This window comes from Paracoccus sp. S4493 (assembly GCF_000967735.1).
Classification (GTDB): Bacteria; Pseudomonadota; Alphaproteobacteria; order Rhodobacterales; family Rhodobacteraceae; genus Paracoccus; species Paracoccus marcusii.
This window is the reverse complement of sequence record NZ_JXYF01000028.1, coordinates 24,333-43,905: the sequence shown is the minus strand read 5'-3', so window position 1 is coordinate 43,905 and position 19,573 is coordinate 24,333. Positions and strand designations below refer to the sequence as shown.

The 19,573-nt window shown below is 67.4% G+C and carries 16 protein-coding genes and 1 pseudogene; 11 read left to right on the top strand and 6 right to left on the bottom strand.

The genetic code is table 11. The features are described from left to right. Positions 1-48: 48 nt before the first annotated feature. The 7 genes and pseudogenes from TW83_RS19240 to malQ all read left to right on the top strand — a co-directional run bounded on the left by TW83_RS19240 (position 49) and on the right by malQ (position 11,244). Positions 49-615, top strand: coding sequence for a response regulator (locus TW83_RS19240; RefSeq protein WP_052714652.1), 567 nt, complete (start codon positions 49-51; stop codon positions 613-615). Positions 616-695: 80 nt separating this feature from the next. Then, positions 696-1,552: pseudogene (locus tag TW83_RS05800) on the top strand (SDR family oxidoreductase). A gap of 10 nt (positions 1,553-1,562) precedes the next feature. Next, the gene (locus TW83_RS05795) at positions 1,563-1,769 is read left to right on the top strand and encodes a hypothetical protein (RefSeq protein WP_045981828.1); all 207 of its coding nucleotides are present in this window, start codon (positions 1,563-1,565) and stop codon (positions 1,767-1,769) included. A gap of 205 nt (positions 1,770-1,974) precedes the next feature. Next, positions 1,975-3,942 (top strand): alpha-1,4-glucan--maltose-1-phosphate maltosyltransferase, encoded by a 1,968-nt coding sequence (locus TW83_RS05790; RefSeq protein ID WP_045981869.1) that lies wholly within the window; start codon positions 1,975-1,977, stop codon positions 3,940-3,942. Continuing rightward, on the top strand, positions 3,939-7,238 hold the full coding sequence (gene treS / locus TW83_RS05785; RefSeq protein ID WP_045981827.1) for a maltose alpha-D-glucosyltransferase: 3,300 nt from the start codon (positions 3,939-3,941) through the stop codon (positions 7,236-7,238). Before TW83_RS05790 ends, treS begins: the two co-directional genes overlap by 4 nt. Next, positions 7,235-9,415: a 1,4-alpha-glucan branching protein GlgB gene (gene glgB, locus TW83_RS05780; protein WP_045981826.1), complete on the top strand. Its 2,181-nt coding sequence runs from the start codon at positions 7,235-7,237 to the stop codon at positions 9,413-9,415. Before treS ends, glgB begins: the two co-directional genes overlap by 4 nt. Continuing rightward, positions 9,412-11,244, top strand: coding sequence for a 4-alpha-glucanotransferase (malQ, locus tag TW83_RS05775; RefSeq protein ID WP_045981825.1), 1,833 nt, complete (start codon positions 9,412-9,414; stop codon positions 11,242-11,244). Before glgB ends, malQ begins: the two co-directional genes overlap by 4 nt. Before the next feature lie 30 nt (positions 11,245-11,274). Here the strand turns inward: malQ and TW83_RS05770 are convergent, their stop codons facing one another. The 5 genes from TW83_RS05770 to TW83_RS05750 form a co-directional block, all read right to left on the bottom strand. Then, entirely contained in the window at positions 11,275-11,652 is a 378-nt protein-coding gene (locus tag TW83_RS05770; RefSeq protein ID WP_045981824.1) for a DUF1622 domain-containing protein, read from the bottom strand. A gap of 292 nt (positions 11,653-11,944) precedes the next feature. Continuing rightward, positions 11,945-12,310 carry a hypothetical protein gene (locus tag TW83_RS05765; protein WP_204245720.1) on the bottom strand — a complete coding sequence of 122 codons (366 nt, stop codon included), beginning with the start codon at positions 12,308-12,310 and terminating at the stop codon, positions 11,945-11,947. Positions 12,311-12,770: 460 nt separating this feature from the next. After that, complete coding sequence (locus TW83_RS05760) at positions 12,771-12,965, bottom strand: hypothetical protein (protein ID WP_045981823.1); 195 nt, start codon at positions 12,963-12,965, stop codon at positions 12,771-12,773. A 94-nt stretch (positions 12,966-13,059) separates the two neighbouring features. Then, positions 13,060-13,731, bottom strand: a complete 672-nt coding sequence (locus TW83_RS05755; protein WP_239441290.1) for an SDR family oxidoreductase — start codon at positions 13,729-13,731, stop codon at positions 13,060-13,062. Between the two features lie 100 nt (positions 13,732-13,831). Continuing rightward, on the bottom strand, positions 13,832-14,155 hold the full coding sequence (locus TW83_RS05750) for a nuclear transport factor 2 family protein (protein ID WP_045981822.1): 324 nt from the start codon (positions 14,153-14,155) through the stop codon (positions 13,832-13,834). 111 nt (positions 14,156-14,266) lie between these two features. Here TW83_RS05750 and TW83_RS05745 point away from each other — a divergent pair, with 111 nt between their 5' ends. Continuing rightward, complete coding sequence (locus TW83_RS05745; RefSeq protein ID WP_045981821.1) at positions 14,267-15,157, top strand: LysR family transcriptional regulator; 891 nt, start codon at positions 14,267-14,269, stop codon at positions 15,155-15,157. 12 nt (positions 15,158-15,169) lie between these two features. Here TW83_RS05745 and TW83_RS05740 read toward each other — a convergent pair whose 3' ends face one another. After that, positions 15,170-15,709: a TetR/AcrR family transcriptional regulator gene (locus TW83_RS05740; protein WP_045981820.1), complete on the bottom strand. Its 540-nt coding sequence runs from the start codon at positions 15,707-15,709 to the stop codon at positions 15,170-15,172. A gap of 110 nt (positions 15,710-15,819) precedes the next feature. On the opposite strand from TW83_RS05740, the gene TW83_RS05735 reads away from it, so the two are divergent. Genes TW83_RS05735 through TW83_RS05725 form a run of 3 tightly spaced genes read left to right on the top strand, consistent with a single transcriptional unit; the run spans position 15,820 to position 19,560 of the window. Beyond that, entirely contained in the window at positions 15,820-16,311 is a 492-nt protein-coding gene (locus TW83_RS05735) for a (2Fe-2S)-binding protein (RefSeq protein ID WP_045981819.1), read from the top strand. Continuing rightward, a complete protein-coding gene (locus tag TW83_RS05730) occupies positions 16,308-17,330 on the top strand; it encodes a xanthine dehydrogenase family protein subunit M (RefSeq protein WP_045981818.1) in 1,023 nt (340 codons plus the stop codon). The genes TW83_RS05735 and TW83_RS05730 overlap by 4 nt, the downstream gene beginning before the upstream one ends. Continuing rightward, complete coding sequence (locus TW83_RS05725; protein WP_045981817.1) at positions 17,323-19,560, top strand: xanthine dehydrogenase family protein molybdopterin-binding subunit; 2,238 nt, start codon at positions 17,323-17,325, stop codon at positions 19,558-19,560. The genes TW83_RS05730 and TW83_RS05725 overlap by 8 nt, the downstream gene beginning before the upstream one ends. The last annotated feature ends 13 nt before the right edge of the window (positions 19,561-19,573 follow it).

The window sequence follows — 19,573 nt, the reverse complement described above, 5'->3', positions numbered from 1 at the left end:
TGCGTGATTGGATAGGGTCATGCCTGACGATGGCGATCCGGGGGGACCATGCGCATTCTGGTGGTCGAAGACGAATTCCTGATCGCCGAACAGCTGTCCCGCGACATCAGCAATCTTGGCGACACCGTGATCGGTCCCTTTTCGGACATCGGCGATGCGATGTGCAGCCTGACCAGCGCGGATGCCGAGGCGGCGATCCTGGACGTGCGCTTGGGCGCGCAGACGTCGTTCTGCATTGCCGATCAGCTGAGCCTGCAGGAGGTGCCGTTCGTCTTTCTGACCGGCTATACCGTGCGGGACGTCCCGGACCGGTTCAGCCAAACCGTCATCCACGCCAAGCCCAGCCCGACGCGCAGCCTTCTGCTGCAGCTGCATGCGCAACGCCTGCGGTTCGGTGACGCGGACGGGGTGCAGGAGGTCATGGTGGACATGCTGTCCTATGTCCGCCTGGTCGCCTCGGACGCCGCCGCGGCCGAACGTCTGGTCGAGCGGGTGATGCTGCAGGCGATCCGCGCCATCGAGGGCGGCGATGCCGTCACGGGCACCCTGCGCGGCCTGATGATCGCTCTAATGGACCACGAGATCGCGCGGAACCTGCCCCGCCATTTCCACTAGGGCGGGAACATCGCGCCCTGTCGCCGGTTGCAGGCACCGGTCCGTCCCGTGACGGGCCCGAATGCCACAGGAGACCGCGCATGACCGATTATCCCTATCCGCCCTTTCCCGAACAGGAACAGGACCTGCCCGGCAGCTTCCGCAGGATGGACCCGGTTCCCGATCACGGCGAGGACAGCTGGAAGGGCAAAGGCCGTCTGACGGGGGCGTGGCGCTGATCACCGGCGCCGACAGCGGCATCGGGCGCGCCGTGGCCATCGCCTATGCCCGCGAGGGGGCCGACGTGGCGCTGGTCTGCCTGGACGAGAAGGGGGACATGGAGGATACCGCCGCCTTGGTCCGCCAGGCCGGCCGCGAGTGTCTGGTCATCATGAGCGACCTGTCCAAGGCCGAAAACTGTCGCGACGTGATCGCGCAGACCGCCGATCGGTTCGGGCGCATCGACATCCTGGTCAACAACGCCGCCCATCAGCGCAGCTTTGCCAAAATCGAGGACATCAGCGACGAGGAGTGGCGCTATACCTTCGCCACCAACATCGACGCGATGTTCCATCTGACCAAGGCCGCGGTCGCGCATATGGGCCGGGGGGCGGCGATCATCAACACCGCATCGGTGAATGCCGACAAGCCCAGCCCGGACCTGCTGGCCTATGCCACGACCAAGGGCGCGATCCAGAACTTCACCGCGGGCCTTGCGCAGATGCTGGCCGATCGCGGCATCCGCGCGAATGTCGTGGCGCCGGGGCCGGTCTGGACGCCACTGATCCCGGCCAGCTTTCCGGGCGACAAGGTCGCCACCTTCGGCCAGAACTATCCCATCGGGCGGCCGGCGCAGCCTGCGGAACTGGCATCGGCCTATGTTATGCTGGCGGAGGCGGCCTCTAGCTACATCTCCGGGGCGACCATCGCGGTCACCGGTGGCCAGCCGATCATCTGAGGGGGATGCCATGACCAGAACGCTTGCCCTTGTCGCGGCCCTTGCGGGGGTCGCGCTGCTGGTCCGGTCCGCCACGCGCCGATCCGGCCCTAACGCGGGCGACGCGATCCGTCCTGCAGGGCCCGACCAGATGCGCGATCCGCCCCCGGACTGGTCCGATGTCGATGAACGCGGGGACGAATCCTTTCCGGCCAGCGATCCGCCGGGCACCTACTAGGGCCCGGCCTTCCTGCCTTTGGTGCGGGCAAATCGACCCTTGTTTCGCCTTCTGCCGGAACATTCGCGGGCGGTGCCTGTTCTGTTCCTGTCCGATCCAAGGAGGCATATCCGTGTCCAACGACCAGCCCGCCACGCCATCCCCCGCCAAGGCCCGCACCCCCCGGCGATCGCCGCGACGGGCGGTCGACGCCGATCCGACCCTGCTGCGCCTTGCCGCCGCGCGTCTGGCGATCGAGGGGATTTCCCATCAGGTCGATGGCGGGCGCTTTGCGGCAAAGGTCGTGGCCGGGCAGCCGGACCTGTTCCAGGCGGACATCTTTTCGGACGGGCACGACATCATCGACGCCGTTTTGCTGTGGCGCCCGGTCGGGCAGGATGATTTTGCCGAAGTGCCGATGACCTTCGTCATCAACGACCGCTGGCAGGCCAGTCACGCCTTCGACGCGCCGGGGGACTATCAGATCGGCTTTGCCGCTTGGCGCGACCTGTTCGCGACATGGCGCAAGGAGATCCTGGCCAAGCATGCCGCGGGTCAAGCCATATCGCTGGAACTGACCGAGGGCCGGCGCCTGATCGAGGCCGCCATAGGCCCCAAGGGCCGCGCCGGCGCCGACGACCGGGCCGCGCTGGAGGCGGTTCTGGCGCAGGACGACGGTCTGGCGGCGCAGGGTGATGCGACCCGCCTGGTCGCGCTGACGGATGATCCGGTGACCGCGCTGATGAACCGCGCTGCACCTCGGACCGACCTGACGCTGTCCGACACGCTGCCTTTGCATGTCGACCGGCAGGCCGCGGCCTTCAGCGCGTGGTATGAACTGATGCCCCGGTCACAATCGGGCAGCATGGATCGGCACGGCACCTTCGACGACGTGATCGCGCGCCTGCCCTATGTGCGCGATCTGGGCTTTGACGTGCTGTATTTTCCGCCGATCCACCCGATCGGGCGCACGAACCGCAAGGGTCCGAACAACAGCCTGACCGCGGGACCGAGCGATCCCGGCAGCCCCTATGCCATCGGGTCCGCGGATGGCGGGCATGATGCGATCCACCCCGAACTGGGCGATTTCGACGATTTCCGCCGCCTGATGGACGCCGCCCGCGACCACGGGCTGGAGATCGCGCTGGATTTCGCGATCCAGTGCTCGCCGGATCACCCGTGGATCAGGGAACACCCGGAATGGTTCGACTGGCGCCCCGACGGCACCATCAAGTTCGCCGAGAACCCGCCCAAGAAGTACGAAGACATCGTCAACGTCCATTTCTATCGCGATGCCCTGCCGGGGCTGTGGTACGCGCTGCGCGACATCGTGCTGTTCTGGGTGAACCACGGGGTGCGCATCTTTCGCGTGGACAACCCGCACACCAAGCCTTTCCCGTTCTGGGAGTGGATGATTGCCGAGGTCCGCCGCGTCGATCCGGGCGTGATCTTCCTGGCCGAGGCTTTCACCCGGCCCAAGGTGATGAAGCGGCTGGCCAAGGTCGGGTTTTCGCAATCCTATTCCTATTTCACTTGGCGCAACGAAAAGGCCGAGATCACCGAATACCTGACCGAGCTGACGCAGACCGACAGCCGTCTGGTGATGAACCCGAACTTCTTCGTGAATACCCCCGACATCAATCCACGCTATCTGCAGTCCAGCGGTCGGCCCGGCTTTCGCATCCGCCTGGCACTGGCCGCGACCCTGGGTGGCAATTACGGCGTCTATAGCGGCTTCGAGATCTGCGAGGCCGCGCCCGTGCCCGGCAAGGAAGAGTATCTGGACAGCGAGAAGTACCAGCTGCGGGTCTGGGACATGGACCAGCCGGGCAACATCCAGGACGACATCCGCCTGATGAACCGCCTGCGCCGCGATCACCCGTCGCTGCGCCAGTTCACCGATCTGACCTTCCACATGGCCCATAACGACCAGGTTCTGGCCTATGGCAAGCGTTCCGGGGACGATTACGTGCTGATCCACGTCAACCTGGACCCGCACAACACCCAAGTGTTCCAGTTCGAGGTCCCGCTGTGGGAATTCGGCCTGCCCGACGACGCGTCGATCGAGGTCCGTGACCTGATCCACGGCAACAGCTTCACCTGGCACGGCAAGACCCAGACCCTGGATCTTGATCCGCAGACCCGTCCCTATGCCATCTGGCAACTCATCGCACCCGGAGCGCCGCGCCCATGAACATCCCGAACCCCAAGCGCGACGGCGCAACCTTCGCCGCGACCGGCGGCATCGACCGCGACCAGGCCGACTGGTACAAGGACGCGGTCATCTATCAGCTGCACATCAAGGCGTTCATGGATTCGAACGGCGATGGCATCGGCGATTTCGCCGGGCTGATGCAGCGGCTGGACTATGTTCAGGAACTGGGCGTGACGGCCATCTGGCTGCTGCCCTTCTATCCCTCGCCCCTGCGCGACGACGGCTATGACATCGCCGACTATCGGTCGATCAATCCGTCCTATGGCGCGATGCGCGACTTCAAGGCCTTCGTGACCGAGGCGCATCGGCGCGGCATCCGCGTGATCACCGAACTGGTCATCAACCACACCAGCGACCAGCATCCGTGGTTCCAGAAGGCCCGCCATGCCAAGCCCGGATCGGCGGCGCGCGATTTCTATGTCTGGTCCGACACGGACGAGAAATGGCCCGAGACGCGGATCATCTTTCTGGACACGGAAAAGTCGAACTGGACCTGGGACCCTGTCGCGGGCGCCTATTACTGGCACCGGTTCTATTCGCACCAGCCCGACCTGAACTTCGACAACCCCAAGGTGCTGGCCGAGGTTCTCAAGGTCATGCGCATGTGGCTGGAGATGGGCGTGGACGGTCTGCGCCTGGACGCGATCCCCTATCTGGTCGAACGCGATGGCACCAACAATGAGAACCTGCCCGAGACGCATGACGTTCTGAAGGCCATCCGTGCCGATCTGGACAAGCATTTCCCCGACCGGATGCTGCTGGCCGAGGCAAACCAGTGGCCCGAGGACACCCGCCCCTATTTCGGCGAGGGTGACGAGTGCCACATGGGTTTCCATTTCCCGCTGATGCCGCGCATGTACATGGCGCTGGCGCAGGCCGACCGTCACCCGATCACCGACATCATCCGCCAGACGCCCGAGATCCCCGAGAACTGCCAGTGGGGCATCTTCCTGCGCAACCATGACGAGCTGACGCTGGAGATGGTGACGTCCGAGGAGCGCGACTATCTGTGGCAGACTTATGCCACCGACACGCGGGCGCGCATCAACCTGGGCATCCGCCGCCGCCTGGCGCCGCTGATGCAGAACGACCGCCGCAAGATCGAACTGCTGAATTCGCTGCTGCTGTCGATGCCCGGTACGCCGATCATCTATTACGGTGACGAGATCGGTATGGGCGACAACTATTACCTAGGCGACCGTGACGGGGTCCGCACGCCGATGCAGTGGTCGGGCGACCGCAATGCGGGCTTTTCCACGGCCAAGCCGCAGCAGCTTTATCTGCCGACGATTATCGACGCGGTCTACGGCCACCAGGTGATCAACGTCGAGGCGCAGGCGGACGACCCGTCGTCGCTGCTGAACTGGATGCGCCGGATGATCACCGTGCGCCGCCAGCATCCCGCCTTCGGGCGTGGAGAGATGACGCTGCTTTATCCGCGCAACCGCAAGATTTTGGCGTATGTCCGCGAACACGAGGGGCGCGCCTATCTGTGCGTCGCCAACCTGTCGGACAGCGCGCAGGCGGTCGAGCTGGACCTGGCCAGCCGCCGCGGCATGGTGCCGGTGGAGCTGACCGGTCGGTCGGCCTTTCCGCCGATCGGCGATCTGCCCTACATGCTGACGCTGCCGGCCTATGGTTTCTTCTGGTTCGCCCTGTCGGGCGAGGAGGAGATGCCGTCCTGGCACGAACAGCTGCCCGACATCCTGCCGGAATTCATGACGCTGACCACTCGCGACGGCAAGGTCAGCACCGCGCTGGCCGGCCGCGAAGGGGCGCAGCTGCAGGCAGAGGTTCTACCCCAATGGCTGCCGCTGCAGCGCTGGTTTGCGGCCAAGGACCAGTCCGTCCCGACCCGTGTCCGTCTGCGTCACCTGGGCGATCTGGGGCAGGGCGAACATGCGATGGTCGCACTGGACGTGACCCCCGGCGGCGAGGGCGAGGAGCAGAGCTATTTCCTGCCCCTGTCGGCCCGGTGGGGCGACGAGAACCTGCGTCCCGGTGCGCCCAAGCTGTCCTGGACGCTGGCCAAGATCCGCCACACCGCACGGGTTGGCGCGCTGGTCGACGGCGCCTTCGACGAACGCCTGCCGCAACTGCTGCTGGACGGGATGGTTGAGGGCAAGGCCCAGGGCGATCTGCAGTTCCACGGCACCGACGCCCTGCGCGCCATCACTGAACCGGGCACTCCGCGCCAGATGGGGGTCGAGCAGTCGAACCTGTCGATCGCCTTCTCGGACCAGATCATCCTGAAGCTGTATCGTCGCCTGCGCACCGGGCATCAGCCCGATGTCGAGGTGGCGCAGTTCCTGACCACGGTCGCGGGCTTTGCCCATACGCCGCGCTATCTGGGCCATCTGGATCACAAGGGTGATCAGGACACGACCCTGGCGGCCGCCTTTGCCTTCGTTCCGAACCGGGGCGACGCCTGGACGGGCATCGTCGATGCGCTGATGCTGGAGCTGAACGAAAGCGACGGCTGGACCTCGGCGGGCGATGCCGCGCCGGTGCGGCACGGATACGACTTTCCGCTGTCGATCGGCACCTTGCTGGGACAGCGGACTGCCGAGCTGCACCGCGCCCTGGCGACGCCCACCGATGATCCGGCTTTCGCGCTGCAGGACCTGACCGCCGAGACGCTGCGCGGTTGGGCCGATGATGCGGTCGCCGATGCCGAGGCGATGCTGGCCCGGCTGGAACAGGCCGACCTGCCAGACGATGCGGCGCCCTTGGCGCAACAGGTGCTGGCGCAGCGCGACGCGTTGCTGGACCGGCTGCGCCGGGTTGCGGAGCTGACCCCGTCCGGCGGGCTGTCGCGCATCCATGGCGATTATCACCTGGGCCAGGTCCTGCTGGCGCAGAACGATGTGGCGATCATCGATTTCGAAGGCGAACCCGCGCGGTCGCTGGACGAACGTCGGGCTCTGTCGTCGCCCTTGCGCGACGTGGCGGGCATGCTGCGGTCCTTTGATTATGCCGCGATGACGGTCGTGGCACGGCATCGCGCCAGCTTTGGCACGACGGTCGAACAGGCGCTGGAGCGGATCGAGGATTGGCGGCGCACTGCCAGTGCGGCCTTCCTGGACAGCTATCGCCAGCATGTCGACGGGTCCGCGAACCTGCCATCCGATCGCGCCGCGGCCGATGCATTGCTGGATTTGTTCCTGCTGCAGAAGGCCATCTACGAGACCGGATACGAGCTGGGCAACCGCCCGGCCTGGGTCGGCATCCCGCTGGCCGGTATCCTGGAACTGCTGACGCAGGAGAACGCATGACCGATGTCGCATATCTGCCCGACGGGCTGACCTCCACCGGGATTGAGGCGATCCTGCGGGGTCAGCATCACGATCCCTTCGCGATCCTGGGTCCGCATGACGGGCAGCTGCGCGTCTTTGCGCCCCAAGCCGCAGAGGTCCGCGCGGTGGCCGATGGCGGTGTCTTTTCGCTGGAACGCATCCACCCCGAGGGGTTCTTCTGCGGGCCCGCCCCACAGGGGGACTATCGGCTGGCGATGCGGGCAGGCGATCATGAATGGCAGGTCGACGACCCCTATCGCTTTGGCCCCGTGCTGGGAGAGATGGATGAATATTTGCTGGCCGAAGGCAGCCACCGCCGCCTGTACGACAAGCTGGGCGCCCATCCGGTCACCCATCAGGGCGTCGCCGGCGTGGCCTTTGCGGTCTGGGCACCCAATGCCCGGCGCGTCAGCGTGGTCGGCCATTTCAACGCATGGGACGGACGCCGCCACCCGATGCGCCGCCGTCTTGGCCCCGGCATCTGGGAGCTCTTCATCCCCGGCCTGACGACCGGCGAGATCTACAAGTACGAGATCCTCAGCGCACATGGCGAACGCCTGCCGCTCAAGGCGGACCCCGTCGGCTTCGCCCATCAGCAGCCGCCGGAAACCGCGTCCGTCGTCCACGGTCTGCCCGATCACGACTGGCGCGACGGCGAATGGATGACCGAACGCGCGCGCCGGCAGGACCGTCAGGCGCCCATCTCGATCTATGAGGTGCATCTGGGGTCATGGCGCCGGGGCGGCGATGCCGAGATCCTGGACTATGACGCGATGGCTGATCTGCTGGTGCCCTATGTCCAGCAGATGGCCTTTACCCATGTCGAATTCCTGCCGGTGGGCGAACATCCCTTTACCGGATCATGGGGCTATCAGCCCGTGGGCCTGTTCGCCCCGACCAGCCGCTTTGGTTCCCCCGAGGCGTTCGCGCGGCTGGTGGACCGGCTGCACCAGGCGGGCATCGGCGTCATCATGGACTGGGTGCCCGCGCATTTCCCGTCCGACGCCCATGGTCTGGCGCAGTTCGACGGCACGGCGCTGTACGAACATGCCGATCCGCGCCAGGGGTTCCATCAGGACTGGAACACGCTGATCTACAACTTCGGCCGCCGCGAGGTTGCCAATTTCCTGCAGGCCAGCGCGCTCTACTGGGTCGACAAGTTCCATGTCGACGCGCTGCGTGTGGATGCGGTGGCGTCGATGCTGTATCTGGACTATTCGCGCCAGCCCGGCGAATGGGTGCCCAACCGCAATGGCGGCAACCAGAACCTGGAGGCCATCGACTTTCTGCGCGAGGTGAACACCCGCGTCACCACCGACAATCCCGGCGCCGTCACCATTGCCGAGGAATCGACCGCCTTCCCGATGGTCAGCCGTCCGGTCGACCAGGGGGGCCTGGGCTTTGCGTTCAAGTGGAACATGGGCTGGATGCACGACACGCTGGCCTATTTCCGGCTGGACCCGATCCATCGGCAGTATCATCAGCACGATCTGACCTTCGGCCTGGTCTATGCCTTCTCCGAGGATTTCGTGCTGCCGCTGAGCCATGACGAGGTCGTGCACGGCAAGGGATCGCTGATCCGCCAGATGGCCGGAGACCGCTGGCAGAAGTTCGCGAACCTGCGGGCCTATTACGCCTTCATGTGGACCCATCCGGGGAAGAAGCTGTTGTTCATGGGCTGCGAATTCGCGCAGGACCGCGAATGGAACCACGACCAGTCGCTGGACTGGCATCTGCTGGAAGACCCCATGCATTCCGGCGTGCAGGCGCTGGTCGGGGACCTGAACCGGCTGTATCGCGACACGCCCGCGCTGCACCGGCTGGATTGCGATCCCGACGGGTTCGAATGGATCGACAGCAGCGACAGCGCCCAGAGCGTGCTGGTCTGGATGCGCAAGTCGGACGACGGCGCGCCCCCGGTGGTGGTGGTGTGCAACCTGACCCCCGTCGTGCGCGAGGATTACCGGATCGGCATTCCGGTTCCCGGTGCCTGGCGCGAGGTGCTGAACAGCGACGATCAGGCCTATGGCGGATCGGGTGTCGGCAACGCGGCGGTGCGCGATGCCGAAGCCGTCGTCTGGCATGGTCGCGACCAGTCGCTGAGCCTGACCCTGCCGCCGCTGGCGACCATCGTGCTGATGCCGGTGCAGGCATGACCTCTGCCCCTCCGGCGCAGGGTGATGGCAGCGACCTGCATGCCCGCGCCCGCGCCTATGGCATCCAGCCGCAATACGACCTGGTCGGGGGCGCGGTGCATGACGCCCCCGACGAAACTTTGGGCGGGTTGCTGGAGGCGTTCGATGCGGACACGCTGCCGCCCTTGGCATCAGAGCCACGCCTGACCGCGCCTGCCGGTGCGCAATGCCATGTCCCCGGGCAGGGTCGTCACTGGGGCATCGCCTTGCAGCTGTACCAGCTGCGCAGCGATCGCAACTGGGGCATCGGCGATTTCGGCGACCTGCGCGTGCTGGCCGGTCATGCCGCACAAGCCGGGGCGGCGTTTCTGGGCCTCAACCCGCTGCACGCGATGTTTCTGGCCGACCCGTCACGGTGCAGCCCGTTCTCTCCGTCGAACCGCCGGTTCCTGAACCCGCTGTATCTGGCGGTCGATCAGGTGCCGGGATTTCGCGCCGACATGGCCGATGCGGCAGTGCTTGAGGACCTGCGCGCCGCGGAACTGGTCGACTATCCGGGCGTAGCCGCGGCCAAGCTGTCGGCCTTGCGCGCCATCTGGTCCGCGGGCGCGACCCTGCCGGACGATTTCGTGGCCCAAGGCGGCGACGATCTGCGCCGTCATGCGCTGTTCGAGGTCGCATCGGCCGCGATGGTCGATGCCGGTTACGGCGCGGGTTGGCTTGGTTGGCCCAAGGCATGGCGCAATGTCGATGGCGATGCCATGCGGCAGCTGGCGCAGGAACGGGCGGATGACGTCACCTTTCACATGTGGCTGCAATATCTGTGCCAGTCACAGCTGCAGACCCTGCGCGACCGCTGTCGCGATCTGGGCATGGCGATCGGCCTCTATCTGGATTTCGCCGTCGGAGAGGCGGCCGACGGGTCCGGCAGCTGGGGCAGCGACATCGTGCTGCCCGACGTGCGCATCGGCGCGCCGCCCGATTACTTCAACGAACAGGGGCAGGACTGGGGTCTGGCACCGCTGTCGCCCGTCGCCATGGCCGCGACCCGCGCGGCACCGTTCCGCGAGTTAATCCGGCACGCGACACGGCAGGCAGGCGCGCTGCGGATCGATCATGCGATGGGACTGTGGCAGCTGTTCCTGATGCCAGAGGGGGCAGGGGCCGCCGACGGAACCTATGCCCGCTATCCGCTGGAGGACATGCTGTCCGCCCTGGCCGAGGCATCCCGGCAGAACCGGACCACCATCATCGGAGAGGACTTGGGCAACGTCCCCCCGGGCTTCCGCGAGGTGATGGAGGCATGCCGCATCCTGTCCTATCGCATCTTCTTTTTCGAACGACGCGAGGACGGCTTCATCCCGCCTGCGGACTATCCGCGCGACGCGCTGGCCTGCCTGTCCACGCATGACCTGCCGACGTTTCGCGGCTGGTGGAAGGGCGATGACGTGGCCCTGCGCCAGCGGTTCGGCTTCATCAGCGACGCGGCCGCGACCGAACAGCGCGATGCGCGTACGGTGGAACGCGCCGATCTGTTGGCCGATCTTGTCGCGACAGGGCTGCTGACGACCGACGTCGCGGCGGGGATCGACCCAAGCGACGCCCCCGCCACATTGACCATCGCCGTGCATCGCCACTTGGCCAGCGCGCCGTCGCGCCTGTTCGCCGTGCGTCTGGAGGATCTGGCGGCCGAGTTGCACCCGGTCAACGTGCCGTCGACGGTGGACGAATATCCCAACTGGCGGCGCAAGTTGTCGATGCCACTGGACGATCTGGTGGCAACGGCGCTGTTTCGGGATCTGACAGGCGGACTGGCGGCGGAACGACCGATCGAACCCGACGCTGCCTGACCCCTGCGGATCAGGCAGCGCCAGGGGCCGTCAGTCGTTCTTCAACGCCTTCATCTCGTACTCCATCATGAACGAAATGAAGGACCGGATGACCACGATCGCGCCCAGCAGCAGGATGTTCGCCAGACTGAGATGCAGGATGGTGCGGATCAGGTCGGCCACGATGAGCACCTCCAGCCCTGCCAGGATGTGTCGGCCAAGTGCCAGCCGCCCATGGTTCAGCTGATGATGGCGGTCATGCGCGTCGCGGTGCATCACGTCGCCCGACACGAAGCGCGTGGCGAAACGCGCCACGCCCAGAAGCAGGATCCCGATCGCGAACAGCTCCAGCGCGATCACGATCCATTCCAGCCCCGTCGCCACCATGCCCAGGTGATCCGCCATGGAGGACATCGTCGTGTCAGTCATGCTGCCTCATCTGATGGCTGCCGGTTCATGCCGTTTCGGTCCGTTTAGGCAGGGAGTAGAGCAAGACGGCATCCGATGCACCTCCCAAGGTTCGACGGACATCGTCGCCCTGATGCCCGACGCCAATAGGTGGTCGCCTGTCCGCCCTCCGGCGCGGCCATTGGGGCGTCATTCACGACCGTTACAAGGAAAGCGTTACGGAAAAGGTCTGATCCCGAACCATTCAAACCCAACAGAAAATCCCGGCATTCCTGCCGGGATCGATCCTACTGCCTGAACTGTTGGCCGGTCATCAGGCCTGATCGCCATGCCCCTGCACGACCTGCGCGTGCTGGACGACCGTCCAGTCCTCATGGGCCTTCTGTCGATAGACGGATGTGCAGGTGGCGGTGAAGGTGGTGTCGCCCTTCTGCGCCTTGACCTCATAGCCGACGACGATCAGGCCCTCTTGGGGACGAGAGATATGGCGGTTCGAAAAGGCGACCTCGTCCCATTCCGGCGTGCCGGTGACGGCCTCGACCGCTGCCTCGTCGTGAAACAGATAGGGCGCATGGCTCAGCGCCATCACGCATTCGGGGTCGACCCGCTCATGGTACCGCCCTTCCGAGGCGCGCCACAGGCTTTCCTCAAAGTTCCAGACCCGTGTGTCATCCATCATGCATCTCCCGTTTGCGTTCCACCTCAACAGGAGGGATCGCAGCCGGTTCCCCGAAGGGCGGCACAGTGTCGTGATGATGACAGGGGGCGTTTCGGTGATCGCGGATGGATCAATCGGCAATCCCGTCCCGCACGCGTCGCGTACAAAACCGGTTCGGGTAGATAAACAACCGGGGAAAGAACCTAAAACACCGCCAATCAACGTCCCCGGTTGTTATGTACCTTATGCCTGAAATTGATTGACCAGTCAGCCTATCTGTTTCGACAGGGTGGGGTGATCGCATATCGGACGGCACCAACAAGACCGGCCCCCGGAAACGGGACCGGGGGCCGCTGCAGGGGCCTGATCCACCCGCCTAATGAAGGCTGAGAGGAGAGGGAACTCGCTGATCGGGCAAACCCTGCACATACACTTTACGGGCGGGGTCCGGAAAAGTTTCACCCTATGCGGTCAAGATCTCCTAGAGCGACAGATCCTCGATGATCTCGGCCCGCACGCCCTTCAGCGGGTCGTCCTCGGTGTGCTGGACAAGATAGTCATAGGCCGCCTGATGGCTGTCGAATGCCATGGGCGCGTCGGTCGCGGTGAATCCGTCGCCTGCCTGCGACAGCTTCATGTGCGGGGCGGCGCCCAGGGCGATGACGAATGTCTGCATTCTGCTCTCTCCGGTCCGGGATGGTGGGGGCGGGCATGGCTGCGGCCCGCCGATCCCTGCTGCAACGCACGCCGGGCGGAAATGGCGCCGACCGTCATGCGGTCGGCACGGTCCCCCCGTCGATCACGTATTCCGTGCCGGTGATGCTGGCGGCGCGATCGGACGCCAGGAACGCGATCAGGTTGGCCACCTCGGCGGGCCGGGACGGGCGGCCCAAGGGGATGCCGCCAAGGCTGTCCATGATGATCCGCCGGCCCCCGTCCAGGTCCGTTCCCGCATCCGCCGCCACGCGTTCTGCCAGCCGGACCGAGGCCTCGGTCTCGATCCACCCCGGCGCCACGCGGACCACGCGCACGCCATGGGGCGCGACCTCCTTGGACAGGCTCTTGCTGTAGACCGAAAGGGCGGCCTTGGCGCTGGCATAGGCGGTCGTGGCCTCGGGCAGGGGCAGCAGCGCCTGGATCGAGGTCACGTGGATCACCACCCCCGACCCCTGCGCGACCATGCCGGGCACCAGCGCGCGGTCCAGACGCAGCGCGGGCCGCAGGTTCAGGTCCAGTTCGGCCTCCCACTCCGCCTCTCCCAGGGTGGCAAAGCCGCCGCCGGGGGCGGACGATCCGCCCAGCATGTGCACGATGATGTCGACGCCACCCATCCGATCCCGCACGGCGGCCGCGACGCTGTCGCATCCCGCCAGGGTGGTCAGGTCGGCGGCGACGAACAGGTCGTCCGGCAGGTTGGCGGCCTTGCGCGCCGTGGTCAGCACCCGCGGCCAAGGTCGCGAAACAGCGCCACCGTGGCCGCGCCCGCGCCCTGCGTGCCGCCGGTGATCAGGGCGCGCTTGCCCTGCAGCGTCAGGAACCCAGTCATGCCCCGATCTCCAATGCGGTGATGCGATCGTCGGACAGCGCGAAGGCAAAGCGCAGCATGGCCGGGCTGCCGGGGAAATCGCCGGTGACGGTGGCGCGGACGAAGGTCCTGCCATCGGCCTGGGTCATGTCGATCGGTTCGGCATGGTGGCGGTACTTGGCCTTGGCGGCCAGCCACCAGTCGCGGATCTGCCGCGGCCCGTGATGGTCGCGACCTTCGTCGTGGACCACGGCATCGTTGGCAAAGGCGGCGGCCAGGGCGTCGCCATCCTGGGGTGCGCGGGCGGTGAAATAGGTGCGGATCGGGGGCGGCATCTGCATGGGACGTCCTTTCATGTCTGCTGCCCCCAACATAGCGCTGGACGGTCATGCGGATAATCGGGATAGATCGGCATCTGGTAATGACAGGATCGGGACAGTGGGCGTCGTGCGATGGATGGAGGGCTGAAGGCGCTGGAGGCAGTGCTGGCCATCGCGCGGCGCGGGTCATTCCGGGCAGCGGCGCTGGACCTGGGCATGTCGACGACCGCCCTGTCGCACAGCATCGCGCGGCTGGAGGCGGCGCTTGGCGTCCGCCTGTTCAACCGCACCACCCGCAGCGTGTCGCTGAGCGATGCCGGCCGCGCCTTTGTCGCCCGCATCGGCCCCGCGGTGACCGAGATCCGCACCGCGATGGAGACCGCGCAATCGCAAGGGACGACCCCCTCCGGCCTGCTGCGCATCAACGCATCCGTCCAGGCGGGGCGCGAGGTGGCGCCGCTGGTCCTGGCCTTCCTGCGCCGTCACCCGCGGATGCAGGTCGATCTTGTCACCGAAGGGCGGCTGGTCGACATCGTGGCCGAAGGGTTCGACTTGGGCCTGCGCCCTGCGGACCTGGTGCCGCGTGACATGATCGCCCTGCCCGTGGGGCGGCCGCAGCGCCATGCCGTCGTCGCATCGCCGGATTGGATCGCGGCACATGGTACGCCCCTGACGCCCGCCGATCTGCCGCCGGCGGAGTGCATCCGGGTGCGGCTGCCCAACGGCGCGCTGCTGCGCTGGCCGTTCCAGCGCGGCGCCGAGGTGGTGCAGATCGAGGCCCAGGGCCGCCTGACCCTGGACGAGGCCGCCATCGCGCGCGCCGCGGTGCTGGATGGCGCCGGCATCGGGTTCTTCATCGAACAGGACGTGGCCGATGACATTGCTGCCGGGCGGATGGTGCGCCTGCTGGCCGATTGGACGCCGCCACGGGCGCGGTTCAGCCTGTACTATCCGGATCGGCGCAATCCGTCGGCGGGGTTTTCGGCGTTCCTGGCCATGGTCCGCGACGCGGGGCGTGCGTGATGGTCCGCGGTCCTATCGCGGCCGCAGCCCGTCCAGGAACACGTCCAGCAGCAGGCCGGCCCGCGCCGGGTCCGCGCCGGGACCATAGCTGAGGCTGAGCAGCACCCGGATCAGGTCGTCCGCCGTGACCGTGCCGCGGACCTCTCCCGCGGCCACGGCGCGGTCGCGCAGCCCGCCCACGGCCGCCAGCATGCGCGCCGACTGTTCGGTGAAGAACGGCGCCTCCTTGTCCAGCACTGGGGCCATGGCCGCGACCATGCCCCGCTTGGTGGCCATCATGTCCAGCGCGGCGTGCATCCAGACGGGCAGGTCGTCGGCGCGGGCCAGTGCCTCCAGCGCCTCGACCTCGCCGGCATAGACGGCCTGGAACAGCGCCTCGCGCGTGGGGAAATGGCGGTACAGCGTCGCGATGCCCAGGCCCGCGCGCCGCGCCACGGCCTCCAGGCTGGCGGCGTCGCTGCGAAAGACCTCGCGCGCGGCGATCAGCAGGCGGTCGCGGTTGCGGGCCTGATCGGCCCGCGGCTTGCGCGCGACTGGCGTGTCTTCGCCCATTCCCCGACGTCTCCTTCATCGTTGTTGCGAAACGGAGGATGCCTCCGTATAGTGATGCCATGGCCGCCACCGGTCCGACTTCCCGATAGCTTACCGCCAACGAGGGAAAGATGACACAGACCCTGAACCTGACCATCAACGGAACCGCCCGGGCGATCGCCCTGGACGACCCGCGCGCGACCCTGTTGGACGTGCTGCGCGAACGCATCGGCCTGACCGGGACCAAGAAAGGGTGCGACCGCGGCCAGTGCGGCGCCTGCACCGTGCTGATCGACGGGCGGCGCATGAATGCCTGTCTGGCCTTGGCGCTGTCCCATGACGGGGCCAGCATCACCACGGTCGAAGGCCTGGCCCAGGGCGAGGACCTGCACCCCGTTCAGGCCGCGTTCATCCGCCATGACGGGTTCCAGTGCGGCTATTGCACGCCCGGCCAGATCATGTCCGCCGTCGCCCTGATCGCCGAGGGCGAGGCCGGGCTGGACCCCGAGCGCGTCCGCGAAGGGATGAGCGGCAACCTGTGCCGCTGCGCCGCCTATGCCGGCATCACCGAGGCCGTGCTGGACGCGACCCGCGTCATGACCGCCCGCGAGGACGCGGCATGAACCCGTTCGATTACACCCGCGCCGACACGCTGGAGGCCGCGGTGGGCGCCGATGGCGCGATCCTGGCAGGCGGGACGAACCTGCTGGACCTGATGAAGATCGGCGTGGCGACGCCATCGCGGCTTGTCGACATCTCGCGGCTGCCGTTGCGGGAGATCGACGACCATGACGGCGGCCTGCGCATCGGCGCGATGGTCAGCAATGCGGATCTGGCGCGCGACTCGCGCATCCTGGCCCGGTTTCCCGCCGTGGCCGAGGCGCTGCTGTCCGGCGCGTCCCCGCAACTGCGCAACGCCGCCAGCACGGGCGGCAACGTGATGCAGGCGACCCGCTGCAGCTATTTCCAGGACCCGCTGTCGCCGTGCAACCGCCGCGAACCCGGATCGGGCTGTTCCGCCATCGGCGGCGTGACCCGCAACCACGCGATCCTTGGCTGGTCCGACGCCTGCATCGCGACGCACCCGTCCGATCTGTGCGTAGCGCTGGCGGCCTTTGACGCGGTGGTCCATGTCGCAGGCCCGACCGGCACCCGCAGCGTGCCGATGGCCCTGTTCCACCCGCTGCCCGATGCGGTCGGCGTGCCGCCCGCCCTTTCGGCCGGAGAGGTCATCACCCATGTGACCCTGCCCGATCCCGGCGGCATGGCCCAACACGCCCGCTATCTGAAGCTGCGCGAGCGGACGTCCTATGCCTTTGCCATCGTCTCGGCCGCGGCGGGGGTCCATGTGGAAGACGGCCGGATCGTGGCCGCCCGCCTGGCCCTGGGCGGGGTCGCGGCCCGCCCGTGGCGCGCCCATGCCGCCGAGGCCGCCCTGATCGGCCAGCCCGCGTCCGGGGACGCCTTTGCCCATGCCGCCGCGCTGGCGGTGCAGGGTGCCGCGCCGTCGGGGGACAATGCCGCCAAGATCGTGCTGGCACAGCGGATCGCCCTGCGCGCGCTGATGCTGGCCGCACAGGGCACGCCCGACCGGATGCCGGCGCTTCCCGCCTCTGTCTTCAAAGGAGACGACCATGGCTGACATGACGACCACCCAGCAGCATGTGCGCTTGGGCTCGAACGCGGGTCAGCCGATGACCCGGCGGGACGGGCTGCTGAAGGTGACGGGCCGGGCGCCCTATGCGGCCGACCTGCGGCCCGAGGGCGTGCTGCATGCCGTCACCGCCGTCGCGGGCATCGCGCGGGGCACGGTCACGCATCTGGACACCGACGCGGCCATGGCGCATCCGGGCGTGGTCAGGGTTTATACCCCCGCGAACCGACCCCCGCTGGCGGTCCATCCCGACACCAAGATCCACGGCTTTGCCTGGAAGACCGAGGCGCTGCAGGACGACACGGTCCGCTATGCCGGCCAGCCCATCGCGCTGGTCGTCGCCGAGACGTTGGAGGCCGCGACTGAGGGCGCGCGCCTGCTGAACCCGCAGTATCGTACCGACCCGCCGCGGATCGGCCTGGACGGCGATGCGCCCTATGAGCCGGAGACCGTCAGCATCGGCCGCCCGCCGTCGCTGCAGGTGGGGGACATGGACGCCGTCCGCGCGCGGGCTGCCCACCATGTCGACACGGTGATCGAGACCGCGGCCCAGTATCACAACGCGTTGGAACCCCATGCCATCACCGCCCGATGGATCGGCGACCGGCTGGAGATCGACACGCCGAACCAGGCCATCGGCCTGCTCAAGCAAAGCTTTTCGGCCTATTTGGGCATCGATCCGGCGCAGATCGTGATCCGCAGCCCGTTCCTGGGCGGCGGCTTCGGGTCCAAGGCCATCCTCTACGGTGCCCAGCTGACGGTGGTCCTGGCGGCGCGGGACCTTGGCCGGCCCGTCAAGCTTGCCCTGCGGCGCGACCAGATGTACGGCCCGGTCGGCCACCGTCCCGCCACGCGCCAGACGCTGCGGCTGGACCTGGACGACCAGGGGCGCATCATGGCGCTGGACCATCACACGCTGGCCGTCGCCTCCAGCTTCGACGATTTCATCGAAAGCGCTTCGAACGCCTCGCACAGCGTCTATGCCACGACCGCGATGCGCACGACGCACAGCGCGGTGCGCGCCGATACCGGCACGCCCGGCCCGATGCGCGCGCCCGGAGAGGCGCCGGGATCGGCGGCCCTGGAGGTGGCCATCGACCAGGCGGCCCATGCGGTGGGCATGGACCCGCTGGCCTTCCGCCTGCTGAACTATGCGGAAACCGACCCGGCATCGGGGATGGCGTTTTCGTCCAAGGCGCTGCGCGAATGCTATGCGCGGGCCGCTGACCTGTTCGGTTGGGCCGACCGCCCGACCGCGCCGCGGCAGATGCGCCAGGGGCGGCTCCTCAAGGGCTGGGGCATGGGCACGGCGCAGTTTCCCTGTCCGATGTTCCAAGCCGCCGCGCATGCGACGCTTCGTGCCGATGGCAGCGCAGTGGTCGAAACCTCGGCCGCGGACATGGGGCAGGGCGCCTGGACCGCGCTGGCGCAGATCGCCGCCGACGGGCTTGGCATCGATGTCGACCGGCTGGAGTTCCGGTCGGGCCATTCCGACCTGCCCGATGCCGGGGTGGCGGGCGGATCGGGCCACACGGCCACGGCTGGCACGGCGCTGTTCAACGCGGGCGCCGACACGGTGCGGCAGTTGGCCGACATCGCGACGAAGGATCCCGGATCACCGTTGTTCGGGGCCGGCAATGCGGGCGTCACCGCGCGGGGCGGGCGCCTGTACCGCAACGACGACGACAGCCGCAGCGAGGCCTATGAGGACATCCTGGCGCGCGCCGGGCTGGACCTGCTTCGCGGAGAGGGCAGGGGCGCCCGCGAGGGCGAGCCGGAACGGGCGATGTTCTCTCATGGCGGGGTCTTCGCCGAGGTGCTGGTCGACCCGGACCTGGGCCAGATCCGGGTCAGCCGGCTGGTCGGTGCCTTTGCCGCCGGTCGCATCGTCAACCCGCATCTGGCGCGCAGCCAGCTGCTGGGCGGGATGATCTGGGGCATCGGCTTTGCGCTGCACGAGGAGGCGGTCCATGACCCGCGCACGGGGCGGTTCACCAACAACGACCTTGCCGGATATCACATCCCGGTCAATGCCGACGTGCCGCATGTCGAGGCGCTGACCGTCCACGAGGACGACGAGTTCGTGAACGCGCTTGGCATCAAGGGTGTCGGAGAGCTGGGCGTCACCGGCACGGTGGGCGCCATCGCCAATGCCGTCTGGCATGCGACCGGCATCCGCCCGACGCGGTTCCCGATCCATCCCGAAAGCCTGATCTGACGGAAAGGGCCGG